The organism is Aeromicrobium fastidiosum (assembly GCF_017876595.1).
GTDB classification, from domain to species: Bacteria; Actinomycetota; Actinomycetes; order Propionibacteriales; family Nocardioidaceae; genus Aeromicrobium; species Aeromicrobium fastidiosum.
The window spans coordinates 1,148,688-1,163,072 of record NZ_JAGIOG010000001.1; the positions used below are offsets into that span (position 1 = coordinate 1,148,688).

The following is a 14,385-nucleotide window of genomic DNA, read 5'->3' on the forward strand; positions in this document are numbered from 1 at the left end:
GAAGGCGTCGTCGTGCCCGTGGAGCACCACAAGATGATCCGGAGGGACCAGGAGAAATGGTCCTCATGGGTCCGGAAGCACCGATCCCGCCCGATGCCAGAGGCTCCGAGCGGGGATCGATGGACTTCGTCTACGTGCGGATCAGCACTTGGCCAACCTGTCACACCGCGAGAAGTCGGTGGTCAGGGTGAAGGGGGTGGCCACCGTCGTCGGCTTCGAGGTGACCACGATCGTCAGCGTCCCGGCCTTCGAGGCGCGGTAGGCAGCCAGCGCGGCAGCCTTCTTGGCCCGGTAGGTCTTCTTGGCCGCAGCCTTCTTGCTCGAGCTCGATCCGGCCTTGACCACGGCCTTCGTGTAGGCCTTCTTCGCCGAGGCGAGCCGGTGGTCGTAGACCTTGCGGGCCGCAGCCTTCTGCTGGGACGTCTTGGGGGTGACCACGCGGTTGGACTCCGACGTCGTCGATGTCGTGGTGATCGCGTTGCCGGCGGCGGCGATGTTGACGTCGTAGTAGTCGCTGTCGTCGACGGGAGTCGTCACGAAGACGTCGCCGGACAGGGCTGACGTCTGGATCGTCGTCGGCTCCTCGACGCTGATCCGCTGCTCGACGGGGTAGCGGATGCCGGTCAGCGTGGCGGTTCCGCTGAGGGTCGTGAAGCTCTCCGTGGCCGCGAAGGCCGCGAACGTGCAGGTCTTGTCGTTCACGATCGCGTGGACCAGCAGACCGTCTGCTGCGTTTCGCTCATCCAGCGGGTCGACGTAGTAGTCGAGGCCGTCGTTCTCGGTGACACCGCACACGACGTCGACGAGCGTCCGCGCCTCGTCGCTGATGGACGAGTAGCGGGCCTGCTCCGCAGCACTCAGCACGAGGTCACGATTGACCCCGGCGGGGGCGGCTGCGGCGGGCGTGGCGGCGAGCGCGACGGACGCGATCGCCAGCGAGGCGAGTGAGATGACCGAACGGGTCAGGATGGATGTGTTCATAGGGGTTCTCCGAGGTGAAAGGGGTGGGGCGAGTAGATGGCTTGGCGGCCGTCAGTCGTACTGGACCTCGGCCCCGATCGAGAACGGACGGTCGATGGTCTGCGTGGTGCGCGTCTTGGTGAGCTTGTAGTCGGCGATCGCGTAGGCGTACCGGCTACCGGCGGCGGCGCGGCGCGCCGAGTAGGCGCTCCTGGCGGCGGCCTTGGCGGAGGCGTTGCCGCCGGCCTGCTTGACGGCCTTGGCGTACGCCTTCTTGGCGGCCTTCAGCCGCTGGACGTACTTCTTCTTGGCGAACCGCTTGGAAGCCTTGGACTTGGTGTCGGCGACCTTGTCGATCGTGAGGACCTTGTCGCTGCGCGTCGTGTTGCCAGTGGCAGTGAACGAGGCGTTGTAGATCTGGCGCGACGCGTCGGCGACGGGGAGCGCCGCACTGACGAACACGTCACCGGACAGGTCCGCGTTGAGGGTCGTGGTGACTTCGTTGGGGACCCCGCGCAGGGTGGGGACGTCTGCATCCGACGTGCCGGTCAGGGTCAACTTGCCTGAGAGCGTCAGCGACGGATCGGCGGAGGCGATGGCGGCGACGACGCACTGGCGGGACGGAGCGCGCTCGGAGTCGCCTGCGCTGATGAAGGCCTGGATGATGACGCCGTCGGCGTTCTTGCCTGCGGAGGCCGAGCGGAAGCCGACGTCGACCTGGTCGTCCGCGGCGATCTTGCAGGTGGGCGCGGCGATAGCCCGCATCTGCTCGGAGGCGGCCAGATAGTCCTCGTACGAGTTGATCGAGCGGCCGGCATCGGCGGCGCTCAGCACCTGCTGGCGGGTGATGCCCGACGGGGTGGCGGCGGTGGCCGGTGCGGCCACGAGGGCGACCGAGCCGATGGCCAGCGTCGCGACCGCGATCACCGATCGCGACAGGATGGACGTGCGCATGAAGTTCCTCCAGGGTTCTGGCAGACCGGGTGGTCCCCCGTGATCATCCGCTCCTGCCAACGGCCCGTCTCCCGAAACCGGCGATTCCACCCGGAAGGGCTACGCGCCATGACTCGTCGGGATGAGCGCAGGACGCAGCGATCCCGCCCGGGGCTTGGAAGGCTCCGGACGGGATCGTGGAGATGAACCAGCCGCGCTGCTCTAGGGTGCGGGCGGAGGGGTCGACTTCGCCGAGATGCTGAACGGGCTGTTGACCTTCTGGGTGACGAGCTTGTAGCCCGCGATCGCATACCGGTACGCGGCCTTGGCAGCCTTCTTCTTGGCCGTCCACGCGGCTTTGGCTGCCTTGCTCTTGCTGCTGCCGGCCTTGTCGAGTGCCTTCTTGTAGGCCTTCTTGGCAGCCTTGAGCCGCTTGTCGTACTTGACCTTCGCTGCCTTCTTCTGCGACGTGGTCTTCTTGTCCTTGACCTTGACGACGTTCGACTGGATGGCGTTGCCGCTGGCCGTGAAGGTCGGCGTGCCGGTCGACGGCTCGGGAGACGATGGGCCGAAGGCGATGTTGGACGCGGGAGTCGCGAAGACGTCACCCGACACCGCAACGGCCGGAGCGCCGGTCAAGGCCGCCGTGCCGGTCAGGACCGAGCGCAGCCCGACTGGTGCGAGGACGCCGAAGGAGCACACCCGCCCGGCCTCGGAGCCGCTGCTGCTGCTGGCCTCGATGTTGAGGATGTAGGCGCTGACGACGACACCGTCGGTGCTGCCGCCGGGAGCAGCGGCACCTGCGATGAAGCCAAGCGACAGCTCAGGACCGTCCGGGTCGGTGACGCAGACGCGGTTGACCATCGCCTTGAGCGCGCGGTTGGCAGCCGAGCCGTACCCCTTGGCGTCGCCGAAGAGGACGGTGCCGGTTCCGGGCGGTGTGGCGCGGACGCCGGCCGCGGCGGTGAGCACCATGTCGCGGCTGATGCCGGACGGGGTGTCGGCCTGCGCAGGCACGGCGGCGAGGGCGAGCGAGCCGAGGGAGAGAGTGGCGACCGCGATCGCCGATCGGGTCAGGGCAGAGGGACGCATGAGGCTCCTTCAGGGACGTGGTCGGTCGATGTGATCGACCCTTGACGGTAGGACCGCGCAGGCCCGAGCTGCCCCGAATTGCTCCAACTCGAGGGAAAACCCCCATGTGCTCGTTCGGCCGGACGCACCGATCCCGCCCGGAGCGTGAAGGCTTCGGACGGGATCGGTGTGATGGGGGTGCGCGTCAGTTGTCGAACTCGAACCGCGGGTTCGGCGTCGTCACGGAGAACGGACGGTTCTCGGTGGTCGACGACGACTTCTTCACGATCTTGAATCCGGCGATCGCGTACTTGTACGAGGCCTTGGCCGCGGCACGCTTGGCCTTGTAGACCTTCTTGGCGGCGGCCTTCTTGCTCTTGCTGTTGCCGGCCTTGTCGAGCGCCTTGGCGTACGACTTCTTGACCGACTTGATCTTCTTCGTGTACTTGGTCTTGGCCTTGGCCTTCTCGGACTTGGTCTTCTTGTCCTTGACCTTGACCGATGTCGTCACGGTGGTGGTCTTCGAGGCGTTGCCCACGGCGGATGCGGTGACGCTGTCCTCGTAGAGGTTGCTGATCGTGTCGGCGTCGACCGGCGTGGTGACGAACGCGTCGCCCGACAGGGCCTGCGTGCGCAGGACGACAGGCTCGTCGGCCTGCGTGGTCTCGTTGTAGCGGGTGCCGGTGATCTGGGCGGTACCGCTCAGCTGGAACGATCCGTCCGCCGTGGCGAAGGCCGCGATGGTGCAGTCGTTGCTGCTGCCCTCGATGGTCTGGATCCCGACCCTTGCCGTGATCAGGATTCCCTCGGCGTCGTCGCCGGAGCCGGTGATGTCCGCCGCCTGGAGGGCTGCGTACTCCAGATCTGCGAAGTTCGTGCTGACGCCACAGCCCTTGGTGGCGATGTTGCGCAACGCGCGGTTGGTGGCCAGCGAGGGCCGGGTGTCGTTCGTCTGCAGGGCGCGGATGCCGTTGACGGCGGTCAGCACCTCGTCGCGGGTGACGCCCTGGGCGGACGCAGCGGTGGCGGGGGTGGCGGCGAGGGCGACCGAGCCGATGGCCAGGGTTGCGACGGCGACGACCGAACGCGACAGGATTGTCTTACGCATTGTTCTCCTAGGAGTACTTGACATGGCCACGCGGCCACTCCGCGGAGTATTCAGCATGTGGTTGCCGGGTGAGACCGTTTTGGGCAACTTGTCCCATATGGGTGCCAGGGTCCGTCGCATCCCGTCCGGGGTCAGAGCCAGGGAGTCGCGGTGGTGAACGGTGTCTTCCGCGTCACGGGCCCGGTGGTCACGACCCGGGTGTTGTTCCGCGCAACGGCGTAGACCGAGCGCGCCTTGCGCTGCTTCTTGGCGAAGGTCTTCTTGGCTGCCTTCACCTTGCGCTTGTCCTTGCCGGCCTTCTTGAGCGCCTTCTTGAGGGCCTTTCGAGCGGAGGACATCTGGGCGGAGTAGGCCTTCTTGGCCTTCTTCTTCTGAGCCGCCGTCTTGGGCACGTTGGTGACGATGGTGCCGATCGTTGTGGTCACGTTGTGACCCGTGGCGGATAGCATCGCCTGCTCGACGGTGTCTGACGCGCCGACCGACAAGGGGCCGGTGACGGTCACGTCGCCCGACAGCGTCCCGGGCATTGCCGCTCGGGCCGTCTCGCCAGTGGCATCCGACCGGACGTCGACCAGCAGGCTGGTCGAGCCGGTCATGGAGGCACCCGCGAAGGTCGCCACCGCCACGCCGATGACGCACGTACGGATGTAGTCCTCGTCTTCGTCGAAGATGTAGCCCGCAGCGACCATGACGTCCACGTTGCGCCGGACGGCCGCTGGCATCGCGTCGAGGTCTCCGATCTCCTCGCCGGGCTTGAGGTCGCAGCTGCGGTTCAGGATCTCGTACGTCGCCGTCCTGCCCTCGAACTGGTCGTTCCAGCTGCCTCCGGTCAAGCTGTTGCGAAAACCGTTGATCGCCCGCATGGCGGTCTCCTTGGTGACTCCCTGGGGAGTCGCGGCCGTGGCCGGTGCGGACGTGAGGACGGCTGACCCGACGGCGGCTGCCACGACGGCACCTGTCAGGCGGGACAGGATGGACAAGCGCATGGGGTGGTGCTCCTCAGGTCTGGTGTGCGGTGACGGTCCATCCTGGAGCATCCCGCGCGACTCGCGCAGCAGATTGCGAGAGCCCGACTCGAAGTCGCTCCTGTTGGGGTGCGTGGAGCACGCGGCGCAGCGTGTCCGTCGACGCACCCCGACGCGTTACCTCCCGGACACCCGACGTGCGTACGCTCATCGGTGTGGACTGGAACGACTACGACGCTGCCCTCTTCGACCTCGATGGCGTGATCACGCCGACGGCTGAGGTGCACATGCGCGCCTGGGACCAGATGTTCAACGACTTCCTGCGCGCGAGGGGTGTCAGCGAGCCCTACACGCGCGACGACTACTTCACGTACGTCGACGGAAAACCCCGTTATGACGGGGTGCGCTCCTTCTTGGCGTCCCGCGACATCGAGCTGCCCGACGGCGATGCGTCCGATCCCGCGACGGCCGAGACGGTCGCCGGACTGGGCAATCGCAAGAACGACGACTTCGAGCAGATCCTGAAGACCGAGGGCGTCGAGCCCTACCCCGGTTCGGTCGCGCTCGTCGAGGCGCTCGTCGCCCGCGGCACCAAGATGGCGATCGTATCGAGCTCGCGCAACGCCGCCGCCGTCCTGACCGCCGCCGGCATGATCCAGCACTTCCCGGTCATCGTGAGCGGCAAGGAGGCGGGGGAGCGGGGTCTGCCCGGCAAGCCCGCGCCCGACACGTTCCTGGCCGCCGCCGACGACCTCGGCGTCCCGAAGGAACGGGCCATCGTGTTCGAGGACGCGCTGTCGGGCGTCCAGGCCGGACGGGCGGGTGACTTCGGCCTGGTCATCGGCGTCGACCGCGGCGTGGGGGCCGACGCCCTCACCGAGCACGGCGCCGACGTCGTCGTCGACGACCTCGACGAGCTCGTGACCGACGCCAAGGAAGGGCAGGCATGAGCCCCAGCCACATCGCACCGCAGATCCACGACTTCCTCGACCGGTCGCGCTACCCCGTCGACGAGTGGGCGCTGGTCGAGAAGCACATCGACAACGACGACCTCGGCACCACCGAGACGCTCTTCAGCGTCGGCAACGGCTACCTCGGCCTGCGCGGCAACGTCGACGAGGGACGCGACTCGTTCACCCACGGCACGTTCGTCAACGGCTTCCACGAGACGTGGCCGATCCAGCACGCGGAGGAGGCCTTCGGCTTCGCCCGCGTCGGCCAGACGATCGTCAACGCCCCCGACGCCAAGGTCATCCGCCTCTACGTCGACGACGAGCCGCTGCTGCTGCCGATCGCCGACCTCATGGAGTACGAGCGCCGGCTCGACTTCCGCACCGGCGTCATGTCGCGCGACATCCTGTGGCGGACGCCCGGCGGCAAGCGGGTCCGCATCCGGTCGCGTCGCATGGTCTCGTTCACGCAGCGTCACCTCGCGGTGCTGACCTTCGAGGTCACGATGCTCGACGACTACGCGCCCGTCGCGATCTCGTCGCAGATCCTCAACCGCCAGGACGGCGAGGACGAGTACCACGTCCGGTCCAAGGCGATGGGCGAGGGCGTCGACCCTCGCAAGGCCGGCCAGATGAACCACCGCGTCCTGAAGCCGCAGAGCAACTGGGGCAACATCGCCGACGGTCGGGTCGCGCTGGGCTACCAGTGCACCGAGAGCGGCATGACGATCGCGGTCGCCGCCGACCACCGGCTCGAGACGGCCAACAACTACACCAAGCGCATCCAGACCGATGACGACCTGGCCAAGATGACGTACCGCATCGACGCCGAGCCGGGCCAGCCGATCGTCCTGACCAAGCTCGTCAGCTATCACACGTCGCGGGGGGTGCCGTCGCGCGAGCTGCTCGACCGCTGCCGCCGCACCCTCGACCGCGCGCACGACGAGGGTCTCGACAAGCAGTTCGACGACCAGCGCGCCTGGCTCGACGGCTTCTGGGAGCGGTCGGACGTCGAGATCGCCGGCCAGCCCGAGGTGCAGCAGGCCACGCGCTGGAACCTCTTCCAGATCGCCCAGGCCTCGGCCCGCGCCGAGGGCACCGGCATCCCGGCCAAGGGCGTCACCGGATCGGGCTACGGCGGCCACTACTTCTGGGACACCGAGATCTACGTCCTGCCGTTCCTGACCTACACGACCCCGCGCGCGGCCCGCAACGCCCTGCGCTTCCGCTACACGTTGCTCGACGCCGCACGCTCGCGCGCCAAGCAGCTGGCCCAGCACGGGGCGCTGTTCCCGTGGCGGACGATCAACGGCGAGGAGGCCTCGGCCTACTACGCCGCGGGCACCGCGCAGTACCACATCGACGCCGACATCTCGTACGCGTTGAGCCAGTACCTCGCCGCCACGGGCGACGTCGACTTCTTGACCCGCGAGGGCATCGACATCCTCGTCGAGACCGCCCGCATGTGGGTCGACCTCGGCTTCTGGCGCAGCGAGGAGGACGGCACGTTCCACATCCACGGCGTGACGGGTCCCGACGAGTACACGACCGTCGTCAACGACAACCTCTTCACCAACGTCATGGCGCGGTTCAACCTCAGCCGTGCAGCGCGGGCCGTCCGCGACCTGGCCGAGCGCGACGGCATCGAGTACGACCAGGTGGTCGCACGTCTCGACCTCGACCTGCGCGAGGTGGACGAGTGGGAGCGCGCCGCCCGCGACATGGCGATCCCCTACGACGAGCACCTGGGCGTGCACCCGCAGGACCAGCACTTCCTGGAGCGCGAGGTCTGGGACCTCGAGCACACGCCGCTCGACAAGCGTCCGCTGCTGCTGAACTACCACCCCTTGGTGATCTACCGGTTCCAGGTGCTCAAGCAGGCCGATGTCGTCCTGGCGCTGTTCCTGCAGGGCGACCACTTCACGCCCGAGGAGAAGCGCGCCGACTTCGAGTACTACGACCCGATCACGACGGGCGACTCGACGCTGTCGGCGGTCGTGCAGTCGATCATGGCGGCCGAGGTCGGCTACCACGACCTCGCGCTGCGCTACTTCATGTCGGCGCTGTTCGTCGATCTCGCCGACCGGCACCACAACACGTCCGACGGCGTGCACGTCGCGTCGACGGGTGGCGTGTGGAGCGCGCTGGTCAGCGGCTTCGGCGGCTTCCGCGACCACGGTGGCGTCTTCACGATCGACCCGCGCCTGCCCGAGACCTGGGAGTCGCTGACCTACCGGCTGACGCTGCTCGGCTCCCGCGTGCGGGTGACGGTGCTTCCCAACCGGGTCGACCTCGACCTCGAGGACGGTGAGGGTGCCTCGCTGATCGTCCGCGGCCAGGCCGTCACGGTGCTGCCGGGGGAGCCTGCGTCGATCGCGCTCGACGGGCAGGGGCCGAGGCTCGAGGGTGAGCCCGCGCCGGTGCCCGGGCGTCGACGCTCGGACGGCACGATCATCGCCGCGATCGTCCCGGGTACGTAAGGCGCGCGGCTTCGCCGCTCCCGCTGTTCGTGCCTCAGAGCGGCCGGACTCCGTCCGGGCGCCCGCCTCGCTCCGCTCGGCTCATGGTGGGGATGTCCGGGTTCCTGTGCCCTTTCGAGACAGGCATGGAACGATCTAGGGGTGATCACCGTGACCTGGAAGACCGCCGACGGCGAGACGGGCGAGACCCAGCTGTCCGCCGACGACAAGTGGACGTTCGGCCGCACCGGCGGTGCCGAGGCTCCGACCGTCGGTGTCGACAACCCCCTGGTCAGCCGCACCGCCCTGGTCATCCGTGACTCCGGTCCCGGCCCGGTCGTCTTCCGCGGCCAGCGCGACAACGGTGCCACGGTCGCGCTGGTGAGCCTGATCGGCTCGGTGACGTGGCTCGACGAGGGCACGGCCGGCAACCTGACGGCCGAGGAGAACCGGGTCGAGCTGACGATCGACGGCGAGGTGCTGATCACCGTCGACGTCGACTTCGACCAGCGCGGCACCGTCGTCGAGCGCCAGCAGACCGAGTAGCTGCCCACGGCGATATCGTCGAGCCCATGTCGTTCTCCCTGGGGCTACCGAAGGCCGAGCTGCACGTCCACCACGTCGGGTCCGCGTCGATGCGGACCGTCGCCGAGCTGGCCGACCGCCATGCCGGGACGACGTCGGTGCCGACCGACCCGGCCGCGCTGGCCGACTTCTTCACGTTCACCGACTTCGGCCACTTCATCGAGGTCTACCTGTCGGTCGTCGACCTGCTGCGCACGCCCGAGGACCTCTGGACGCTGACCCACGACGTCGCGCGCGACCTCGCCTCGCAGAACGTCCGCTACGTCGAGCTCACCTGCACCCCGTACACGTCGATCGCGGTCGGCATCAGTGCCGAGGCCTACTGCGAGGCCCTCGAGGACGCGCGCCGTCGCGCCGAGGCCGACTTCGGCATCACGATGCGCTGGATCTTCGACATCCCCGGCGAGTCGGGGGTCCCCGCCGCCGACGTCACCCTCGACACGGCCCTGCGGCTGCAGCCCGACGGACTCATCGGCTTCGGTCTGGGCGGTCCCGAGGTCGGCGTGCCACGCCCGCAGTTCAAGCCCCACTTCGACGCCGCGCGCGCCGCTGGACTCCACTCGCTGCCGCACGCGGGGGAGTCGACCGGACCGCAGACCATCTGGGACGCCCTCGAGTCGCTGGGTGCCGAGCGCATCGGCCACGGCATCGCCGCCGCGCAAGATCCAGCCCTGATGGCGCACCTCGCCGAGCACAGCATCCCGCTCGAGATCAGCCCGACCTCGAACGTCCGCACCCGGTCGGTCGCGTCGATGGACGAGCACCCGTTGGCGACGCTGGTCGCGGCCGGGGTGCCGGTGTCGATCAACTCCGACGACCCGCCGATGTTCGGCACGACCCTGACCCACGAGTACGACATCGCCCGCGACCTGCTGGGGCTGGACGACGCCGGGGTCGCCGATCTCGCCCGGGCCGGCGTGCGGCAGTCGTTCGCACCCGACGACGTCAAGGCGACGGTGCTGGCCGAGATCGACGCCTACGCCGCACCCTGACCCGTCCCCGCACCCCTGGACGAGCCGGGGTCGATCGCCTCAGGACCGGTCGGACAGCAGCTCTGCTGCGAGCGCCCGCATCTCGACCTTGCGCACCTTGCCGGTGATCGTCATGGGGAACTCGTCGACGTGATGGACGTACCGGGGGATCTTGTAGTGGGCGAGCCGGCCGCGGCAGAACTCGCGCACGGCATCGGCATCAGGAGGCGTCGCGCCCTCGCGGACGCGCAACCACGCCATGAGCTCCTCCCCGTACTTGTCGTCGGGGACGCCGATCACCTGCGCGTCGATGACATCGGGGTGGGTCATCAGGAACTGCTCGACCTCGAACGGACTGATGTTCTCGCCGCCGCGGATCACCAGGTCCTTGATGCGTCCCGTGATGTTGACGTAGCCGTCCTCGTCCATGACGCCGAGGTCGCCGGTGTGCATCCACCCGTCGGCGTCCACGGCCTCGGCGGTCTTCTCGGGCTGGTCCCAGTAGCCGAGCATGACCGAGTACCCCCGGGTGCACAGCTCGCCGGGCTCACCTCGTCCGACGGGCCGGCCCGTCAGCGGATCGACGATCTTGACCTGGAGGTGCGGTCCGACCCGGCCCACCGTCGAGACCCGTCGATCGATCGAGTCGTCGGTGCGGGTCTGCAGCGAGACCGGCGAGGTCTCGGTCATGCCGTAGCAGATCGACACCTCGGTCATGCCGAGTCGGTCGATGACCTGCTTCATGGTCTCGGCCGGGCACGGGGACCCCGCCATGATGCCTGTGCGCAGTGACGTGAGGTCGAGGTCGTCGACGAGCGGATCGGCGAGCATCGCGATGAACATCGTGGGGACCCCGTACAACGACGTGCACCGTTCGTCGGCGACCGCCCTCAGGGTCGCCGCGGGGTCGAATGCGGCAGCGGGGATCACCATGCAGGCACCGTGCGTGATGGCGGCCAGATTGCCCATGACCATGCCGAAGCAGTGGTAGAACGGCACGGGTAGGCAGATGCGGTCGTGCTCGGTGTAGCCCAGGAGCTCTCCGACGAACCATCCGTTGTTGAGGATGTTGCGGTGCGACAGGGTCGCGCCCTTGGGGAAGCCGGTCGTTCCCGAGGTGTACTGGATGTTGATCGGATCGCCAGGGTCGAGGCCCTGCTCGATCTCGTCGAGCAGCCGACGGTCTGCCGTCGAACCGCTGGTGCGCAGCTCGTGCCAGGACGGCTCGTCGATCACGATCACGTCCACCAGAGCCGGGTGCTCGCCCCGGACCTCGGCGATCATGTCGACATAGCTGGCGTCCTTGAAGCCGGACACCGCGACGATCAGGCGCAGGCCCGACTGGCCGATGACGTACGACAGCTCGTGGGTGCGATAGGCCGGGTTGATCGTGACGAGCACGGCGCCGATGCGTGCGGTGGCCAGCTGGACGATGGTCCACTCCGGGCAGTTGGGCGCCCAGATGCCGACGCGGTCGCCCTGGGTGACACCGAGGCCGACGAGCCCCAGCGCGACGGCGTCGACGTCGACGAGCAGCTGCTCGTACGTCCATCGTCGTCCCGTCGCCGCGTCGACCAGCGCTTCGGCCGATCCGTGCGCCGTGACGGTCTCGAGCAGGTGCTGGCCGATGGTGCCGGTCAGCATGGGCGGATCGGTGGCACCGATCGAGATGCTCTCGTGCTCAGCGGTGGCCTGGTCCGTCATGACGTCCTCCCCGCACGCCGGGGGTTGCCGACGTGTCCCGGGTCACAGTGTCCCTCGTCCGGTCGCGCAGCCCCTGAGCGGGGGCCGGTCTCAGCGGACGAGCCTGACCCGGGTCGAGATCGCGTAGGTCTGCCGCCCACGGGCGTTCGACCCGACGACCTTCACCCGGCGCGAGCCCGTCCTGACCGAGGTGGCGAAGCGGACGGTGCGCGACACCGTCCCTGCTCGGTCAGCACGACCCTTCCACGCGGTGCGTCCGTCGAGCACGACCCGGACGACCTGCCCGGGACGAAGGCCCGACGCCGCGACTCTGAACGACGTCCCCCGGCGGATGCGCGACGAGGAGACGACGAGCCGCTTGCCGGACGACGCGACGAGTCGGGTCCGCGGGGACGTCTTCACCACGGTCGCCGAGCCCGGTGCCGATGCCGTGACCTGCACCGAGATCCTGCGCGCGGCCTGTGCCTTGCCGAGCGGGAGCGTCGACGCCGTGGCACGGGCGATGGGCACGCCGTCGGCCAGCCACTGGTAGGTCAGCGTCGCCCCGATGCTCGCATTGGCCGCGGCCGTCAGCGTCCGACCCTCACGCGCCGTGCCGGTGATCGACGGCTGCAGGGCGATGACCGGCGCGTTGGCCGCGGGGGGCGTGACCGGCGGGTCCACCGGGGGATCGACGGGCGGGACGACCGGCGACCACTGGGCGTACGCCGTGACCTCGACCGGTGCGCCGGTGGAGCTGCCGGCCAGCACGGACGTCGAGCTGAACGGGTTGCCCGAGCCGTCGGCCTCGGTGTTCCAGCCGAGGAAGGTGCGGCCCGCGAGCACGGGATCGGCGGGGAACGTGCGGCCGCCCTGAACGAATGAGGGCGCGAAGACTCGCACGGCTGCCACGGTCGTTCCGCCGGCGGTGTCGAACGAGACCTGGTGGTGACGGCCCGTGACGGTGGCGGCGGGAACCGCCAGCACCTGCTCGGTCGGCAGGAGGATGACGCCGCCGTTGGCGATCGTGCCGGGGCCGATGATCCGCCCGCCGGCTTCGTCGTCAGAGGGTTCATCGTCACCGGCGTCGGTGATGACGCCGGTGTTGGCGATCGTCGCCGTCGCCCCGGCAGGCACCTCGAGGGTCTGTTCCGCGGGGACGTGCAGGGTTCCGGCCAGCTGCAGCGACCCGAACGTGGACGTGCTGACGCCTGCGCCGCGCCCGACGACCGAGGCACCTTCGCCGCCGGACGCCGTGACGTCCGCGCCCCGGGCGATCGTGACGGCGGCACCGTTGCTGTCCTGGCCGCCGCCGATGCCGGCTGCGCCGAAGCCGCCCGTGGCGGTGACCGTCGGGCCGGCAGAGCCCGCGCCGGTGCCGATCGTCACCGTTCCGCCCGCGCCGACCGTGACGTCGGGTTCTGCCTGCCCCGACACGGCTCCACCGCCGATGCCGGCTCCGCCCGCTCCGCCGGCGGCCTCGACCGTCGCTGCGTCGCCGATCGTGATCGTGCCACCGGTCGAGCTCGACCCGCCGATGCCCGCGCTGTGGAGTGCGCCGGTAGCGGTGACGCTGCCACCGCTGATCGCGATCGTCCCCGCCCCGCTGCCGAAGCCGCTCCCGATGCCGGCACCGCCGATGTCGCCGCCCACCTCGGGGCTCGCCCCGGGGGCCGCGGACGCGACGACGGTGCCGCCCGCGACGGTGACGACGGACCCGGCCACGCCGCGCGTTCCCGCACCGATACCGGCACCACCGGCCGTGCCCGTGGCCGTCACCGCGCCGCTCGTGATCGAGACGGTGGCCGCCTGCCCGTCCTGGCTGCCGCCGACGCCCGCTCCGCCGCGGCCGGCCGTCGCGGTCACGTCGGCGGTGCCGCCGATCGAGATCGTCGAACCGGATCCCTGGTAGCCGCCGCCGATGCCCGGGCCGTAGACGGATCCGGTCGCGGTGACCTCTGCCGTGCCGCCGATCGTGATCGTCGCGCCGCTGCCGAGCGCGCCCGCGCCGATGCCGGCGGACCCGGCCCCGACCTGGTCCGACGTGCTGGTCGCCACGACCGTCCCGCCGGTGATCGTCGTCGTGCCACCCGATCCTGAGCCGAGAGCACCGCCGCCGACACCGGCTCCGTCGACCCCGGTGGCGTCGAGCGACCCGCCGGTGACGACGACCGTCGCCCCGCCGTCCTCGTCCCCGACTCCCGGTCCGGTGCGGGCCTCGGCCGTGACGGTGCCGCCGTTGACGACGAGCCTGCTGGAGTCCCTGATCCAGAGCCCTGCATAGCTCTCGTCGTCGGGCATGTCGCTCGCGTCGACGGCCAGCGTGCCGGTCTTGGCGGCGCTCGAGTCGTCGATCGTCAACGTCGTGCGGTCGGCGAGAGCGTTGACGTTGCCGAGCGCGAGCGTGTGGCCCTCGAGGTCGATCGTGAACGTGCAGGCGACGTCGAGTCGCAGCGCGGGAGCCGAGACGTCCTTCGTCAGCTCGATGGATGTGGGCTCGTCGCACGACGACGCCGTGCTGACGAGCGTCTCGACGTCACCGATGCCGGTGGCGGCCGCGGCGGGTGGGGCCAGGCCGACGGTCGTCGCGGCGACGGCGACAGTGAGGGCACAGAGCAGGGCAGCAGGACGCAGCGTCATCGGGGAGTCCTTCGTGAGAAGCGATGCGGAAAGCGGTTGTCACGAGGCTAGACGAGACGG

11 protein-coding genes are annotated in these 14,385 nt (G+C 69.4%); 4 read left to right on the forward strand and 7 right to left on the reverse strand.

What is annotated here, in order from left to right; genetic code table 11:
• Positions 1 to 141: 141 nt before the first annotated feature.
• From JOF40_RS05710 to JOF40_RS05730, 5 genes are all read right to left on the reverse strand, one after another.
• Positions 142 to 981 carry a hypothetical protein gene (locus tag JOF40_RS05710; RefSeq protein ID WP_129180899.1) on the reverse strand — a complete coding sequence of 280 codons (840 nt, stop codon included), beginning with the start codon at positions 979 to 981 and terminating at the stop codon, positions 142 to 144.
• Positions 982 to 1,032: 51 nt separating this feature from the next.
• Positions 1,033 to 1,914: a hypothetical protein gene (locus tag JOF40_RS05715; RefSeq protein ID WP_188111691.1), complete on the reverse strand. Its 882-nt coding sequence runs from the start codon at positions 1,912 to 1,914 to the stop codon at positions 1,033 to 1,035.
• 201 nt (positions 1,915 to 2,115) lie between these two features.
• The gene (locus JOF40_RS05720) at positions 2,116 to 2,985 is read right to left on the reverse strand and encodes a hypothetical protein (protein WP_129180901.1); all 870 of its coding nucleotides are present in this window, start codon (positions 2,983 to 2,985) and stop codon (positions 2,116 to 2,118) included.
• 184 nt (positions 2,986 to 3,169) lie between these two features.
• On the reverse strand, positions 3,170 to 4,072 hold the full coding sequence (locus JOF40_RS05725) for a hypothetical protein (RefSeq protein ID WP_188111692.1): 903 nt from the start codon (positions 4,070 to 4,072) through the stop codon (positions 3,170 to 3,172).
• 131 nt (positions 4,073 to 4,203) lie between these two features.
• Positions 4,204 to 5,058, reverse strand: coding sequence for a hypothetical protein (locus JOF40_RS05730; protein WP_129180903.1), 855 nt, complete (start codon positions 5,056 to 5,058; stop codon positions 4,204 to 4,206).
• Positions 5,059 to 5,234: 176 nt separating this feature from the next.
• On the opposite strand from JOF40_RS05730, the gene JOF40_RS05735 reads away from it, so the two are divergent.
• The 4 genes from JOF40_RS05735 to JOF40_RS05750 all read left to right on the forward strand — a co-directional run bounded on the left by JOF40_RS05735 (position 5,235) and on the right by JOF40_RS05750 (position 10,023).
• Complete coding sequence (locus tag JOF40_RS05735; RefSeq protein WP_307800759.1) at positions 5,235 to 5,987, forward strand: HAD family hydrolase; 753 nt, start codon at positions 5,235 to 5,237, stop codon at positions 5,985 to 5,987.
• Positions 5,984 to 8,467 (forward strand): glycoside hydrolase family 65 protein, encoded by a 2,484-nt coding sequence (locus tag JOF40_RS05740; protein ID WP_129180907.1) that lies wholly within the window; start codon positions 5,984 to 5,986, stop codon positions 8,465 to 8,467. The genes JOF40_RS05735 and JOF40_RS05740 overlap by 4 nt, the downstream gene beginning before the upstream one ends.
• A gap of 141 nt (positions 8,468 to 8,608) precedes the next feature.
• A complete protein-coding gene (locus JOF40_RS05745) occupies positions 8,609 to 8,992 on the forward strand; it encodes a hypothetical protein (RefSeq protein ID WP_129180909.1) in 384 nt (127 codons plus the stop codon).
• Between the two features lie 26 nt (positions 8,993 to 9,018).
• Entirely contained in the window at positions 9,019 to 10,023 is a 1,005-nt protein-coding gene (locus tag JOF40_RS05750; RefSeq protein WP_129180911.1) for an adenosine deaminase, read from the forward strand.
• Positions 10,024 to 10,062: 39 nt separating this feature from the next.
• Here the strand turns inward: JOF40_RS05750 and JOF40_RS05755 are convergent, their stop codons facing one another.
• A complete protein-coding gene (locus JOF40_RS05755; RefSeq protein WP_129180913.1) occupies positions 10,063 to 11,706 on the reverse strand; it encodes an AMP-binding protein in 1,644 nt (547 codons plus the stop codon).
• Between the two features lie 90 nt (positions 11,707 to 11,796).
• Positions 11,797 to 14,325 (reverse strand): InlB B-repeat-containing protein, encoded by a 2,529-nt coding sequence (locus JOF40_RS05760; protein ID WP_129180915.1) that lies wholly within the window; start codon positions 14,323 to 14,325, stop codon positions 11,797 to 11,799.
• Positions 14,326 to 14,385 lie beyond the last annotated feature (60 nt).

What these genes read in the sequence shown, in the direction of transcription:
- JOF40_RS05710 (WP_129180899.1), bottom strand. Translation starts at nt 981, where the DNA reads ATGAACACATCCATCCTGACCCGTTCGGTCATCTCACTCGCCTCGCTG.
- JOF40_RS05715 (WP_188111691.1), bottom strand. Translation starts at nt 1,914, where the DNA reads ATGCGCACGTCCATCCTGTCGCGATCGGTGATCGCGGTCGCGACGCTG.
- JOF40_RS05720 (WP_129180901.1), bottom strand. Translation starts at nt 2,985, where the DNA reads ATGCGTCCCTCTGCCCTGACCCGATCGGCGATCGCGGTCGCCACTCTC.
- JOF40_RS05725 (WP_188111692.1), bottom strand. Translation starts at nt 4,072, where the DNA reads ATGCGTAAGACAATCCTGTCGCGTTCGGTCGTCGCCGTCGCAACCCTG.
- JOF40_RS05730 (WP_129180903.1), bottom strand. Translation starts at nt 5,058, where the DNA reads ATGCGCTTGTCCATCCTGTCCCGCCTGACAGGTGCCGTCGTGGCAGCC.
- JOF40_RS05740 (WP_129180907.1), top strand. Translation starts at nt 5,984, where the DNA reads ATGAGCCCCAGCCACATCGCACCGCAGATCCACGACTTCCTCGACCGG.
- JOF40_RS05750 (WP_129180911.1), top strand. Translation starts at nt 9,019, where the DNA reads ATGTCGTTCTCCCTGGGGCTACCGAAGGCCGAGCTGCACGTCCACCAC.
- JOF40_RS05755 (WP_129180913.1), bottom strand. Translation starts at nt 11,706, where the DNA reads ATGACGGACCAGGCCACCGCTGAGCACGAGAGCATCTCGATCGGTGCC.
- JOF40_RS05760 (WP_129180915.1), bottom strand. Translation starts at nt 14,325, where the DNA reads ATGACGCTGCGTCCTGCTGCCCTGCTCTGTGCCCTCACTGTCGCCGTC.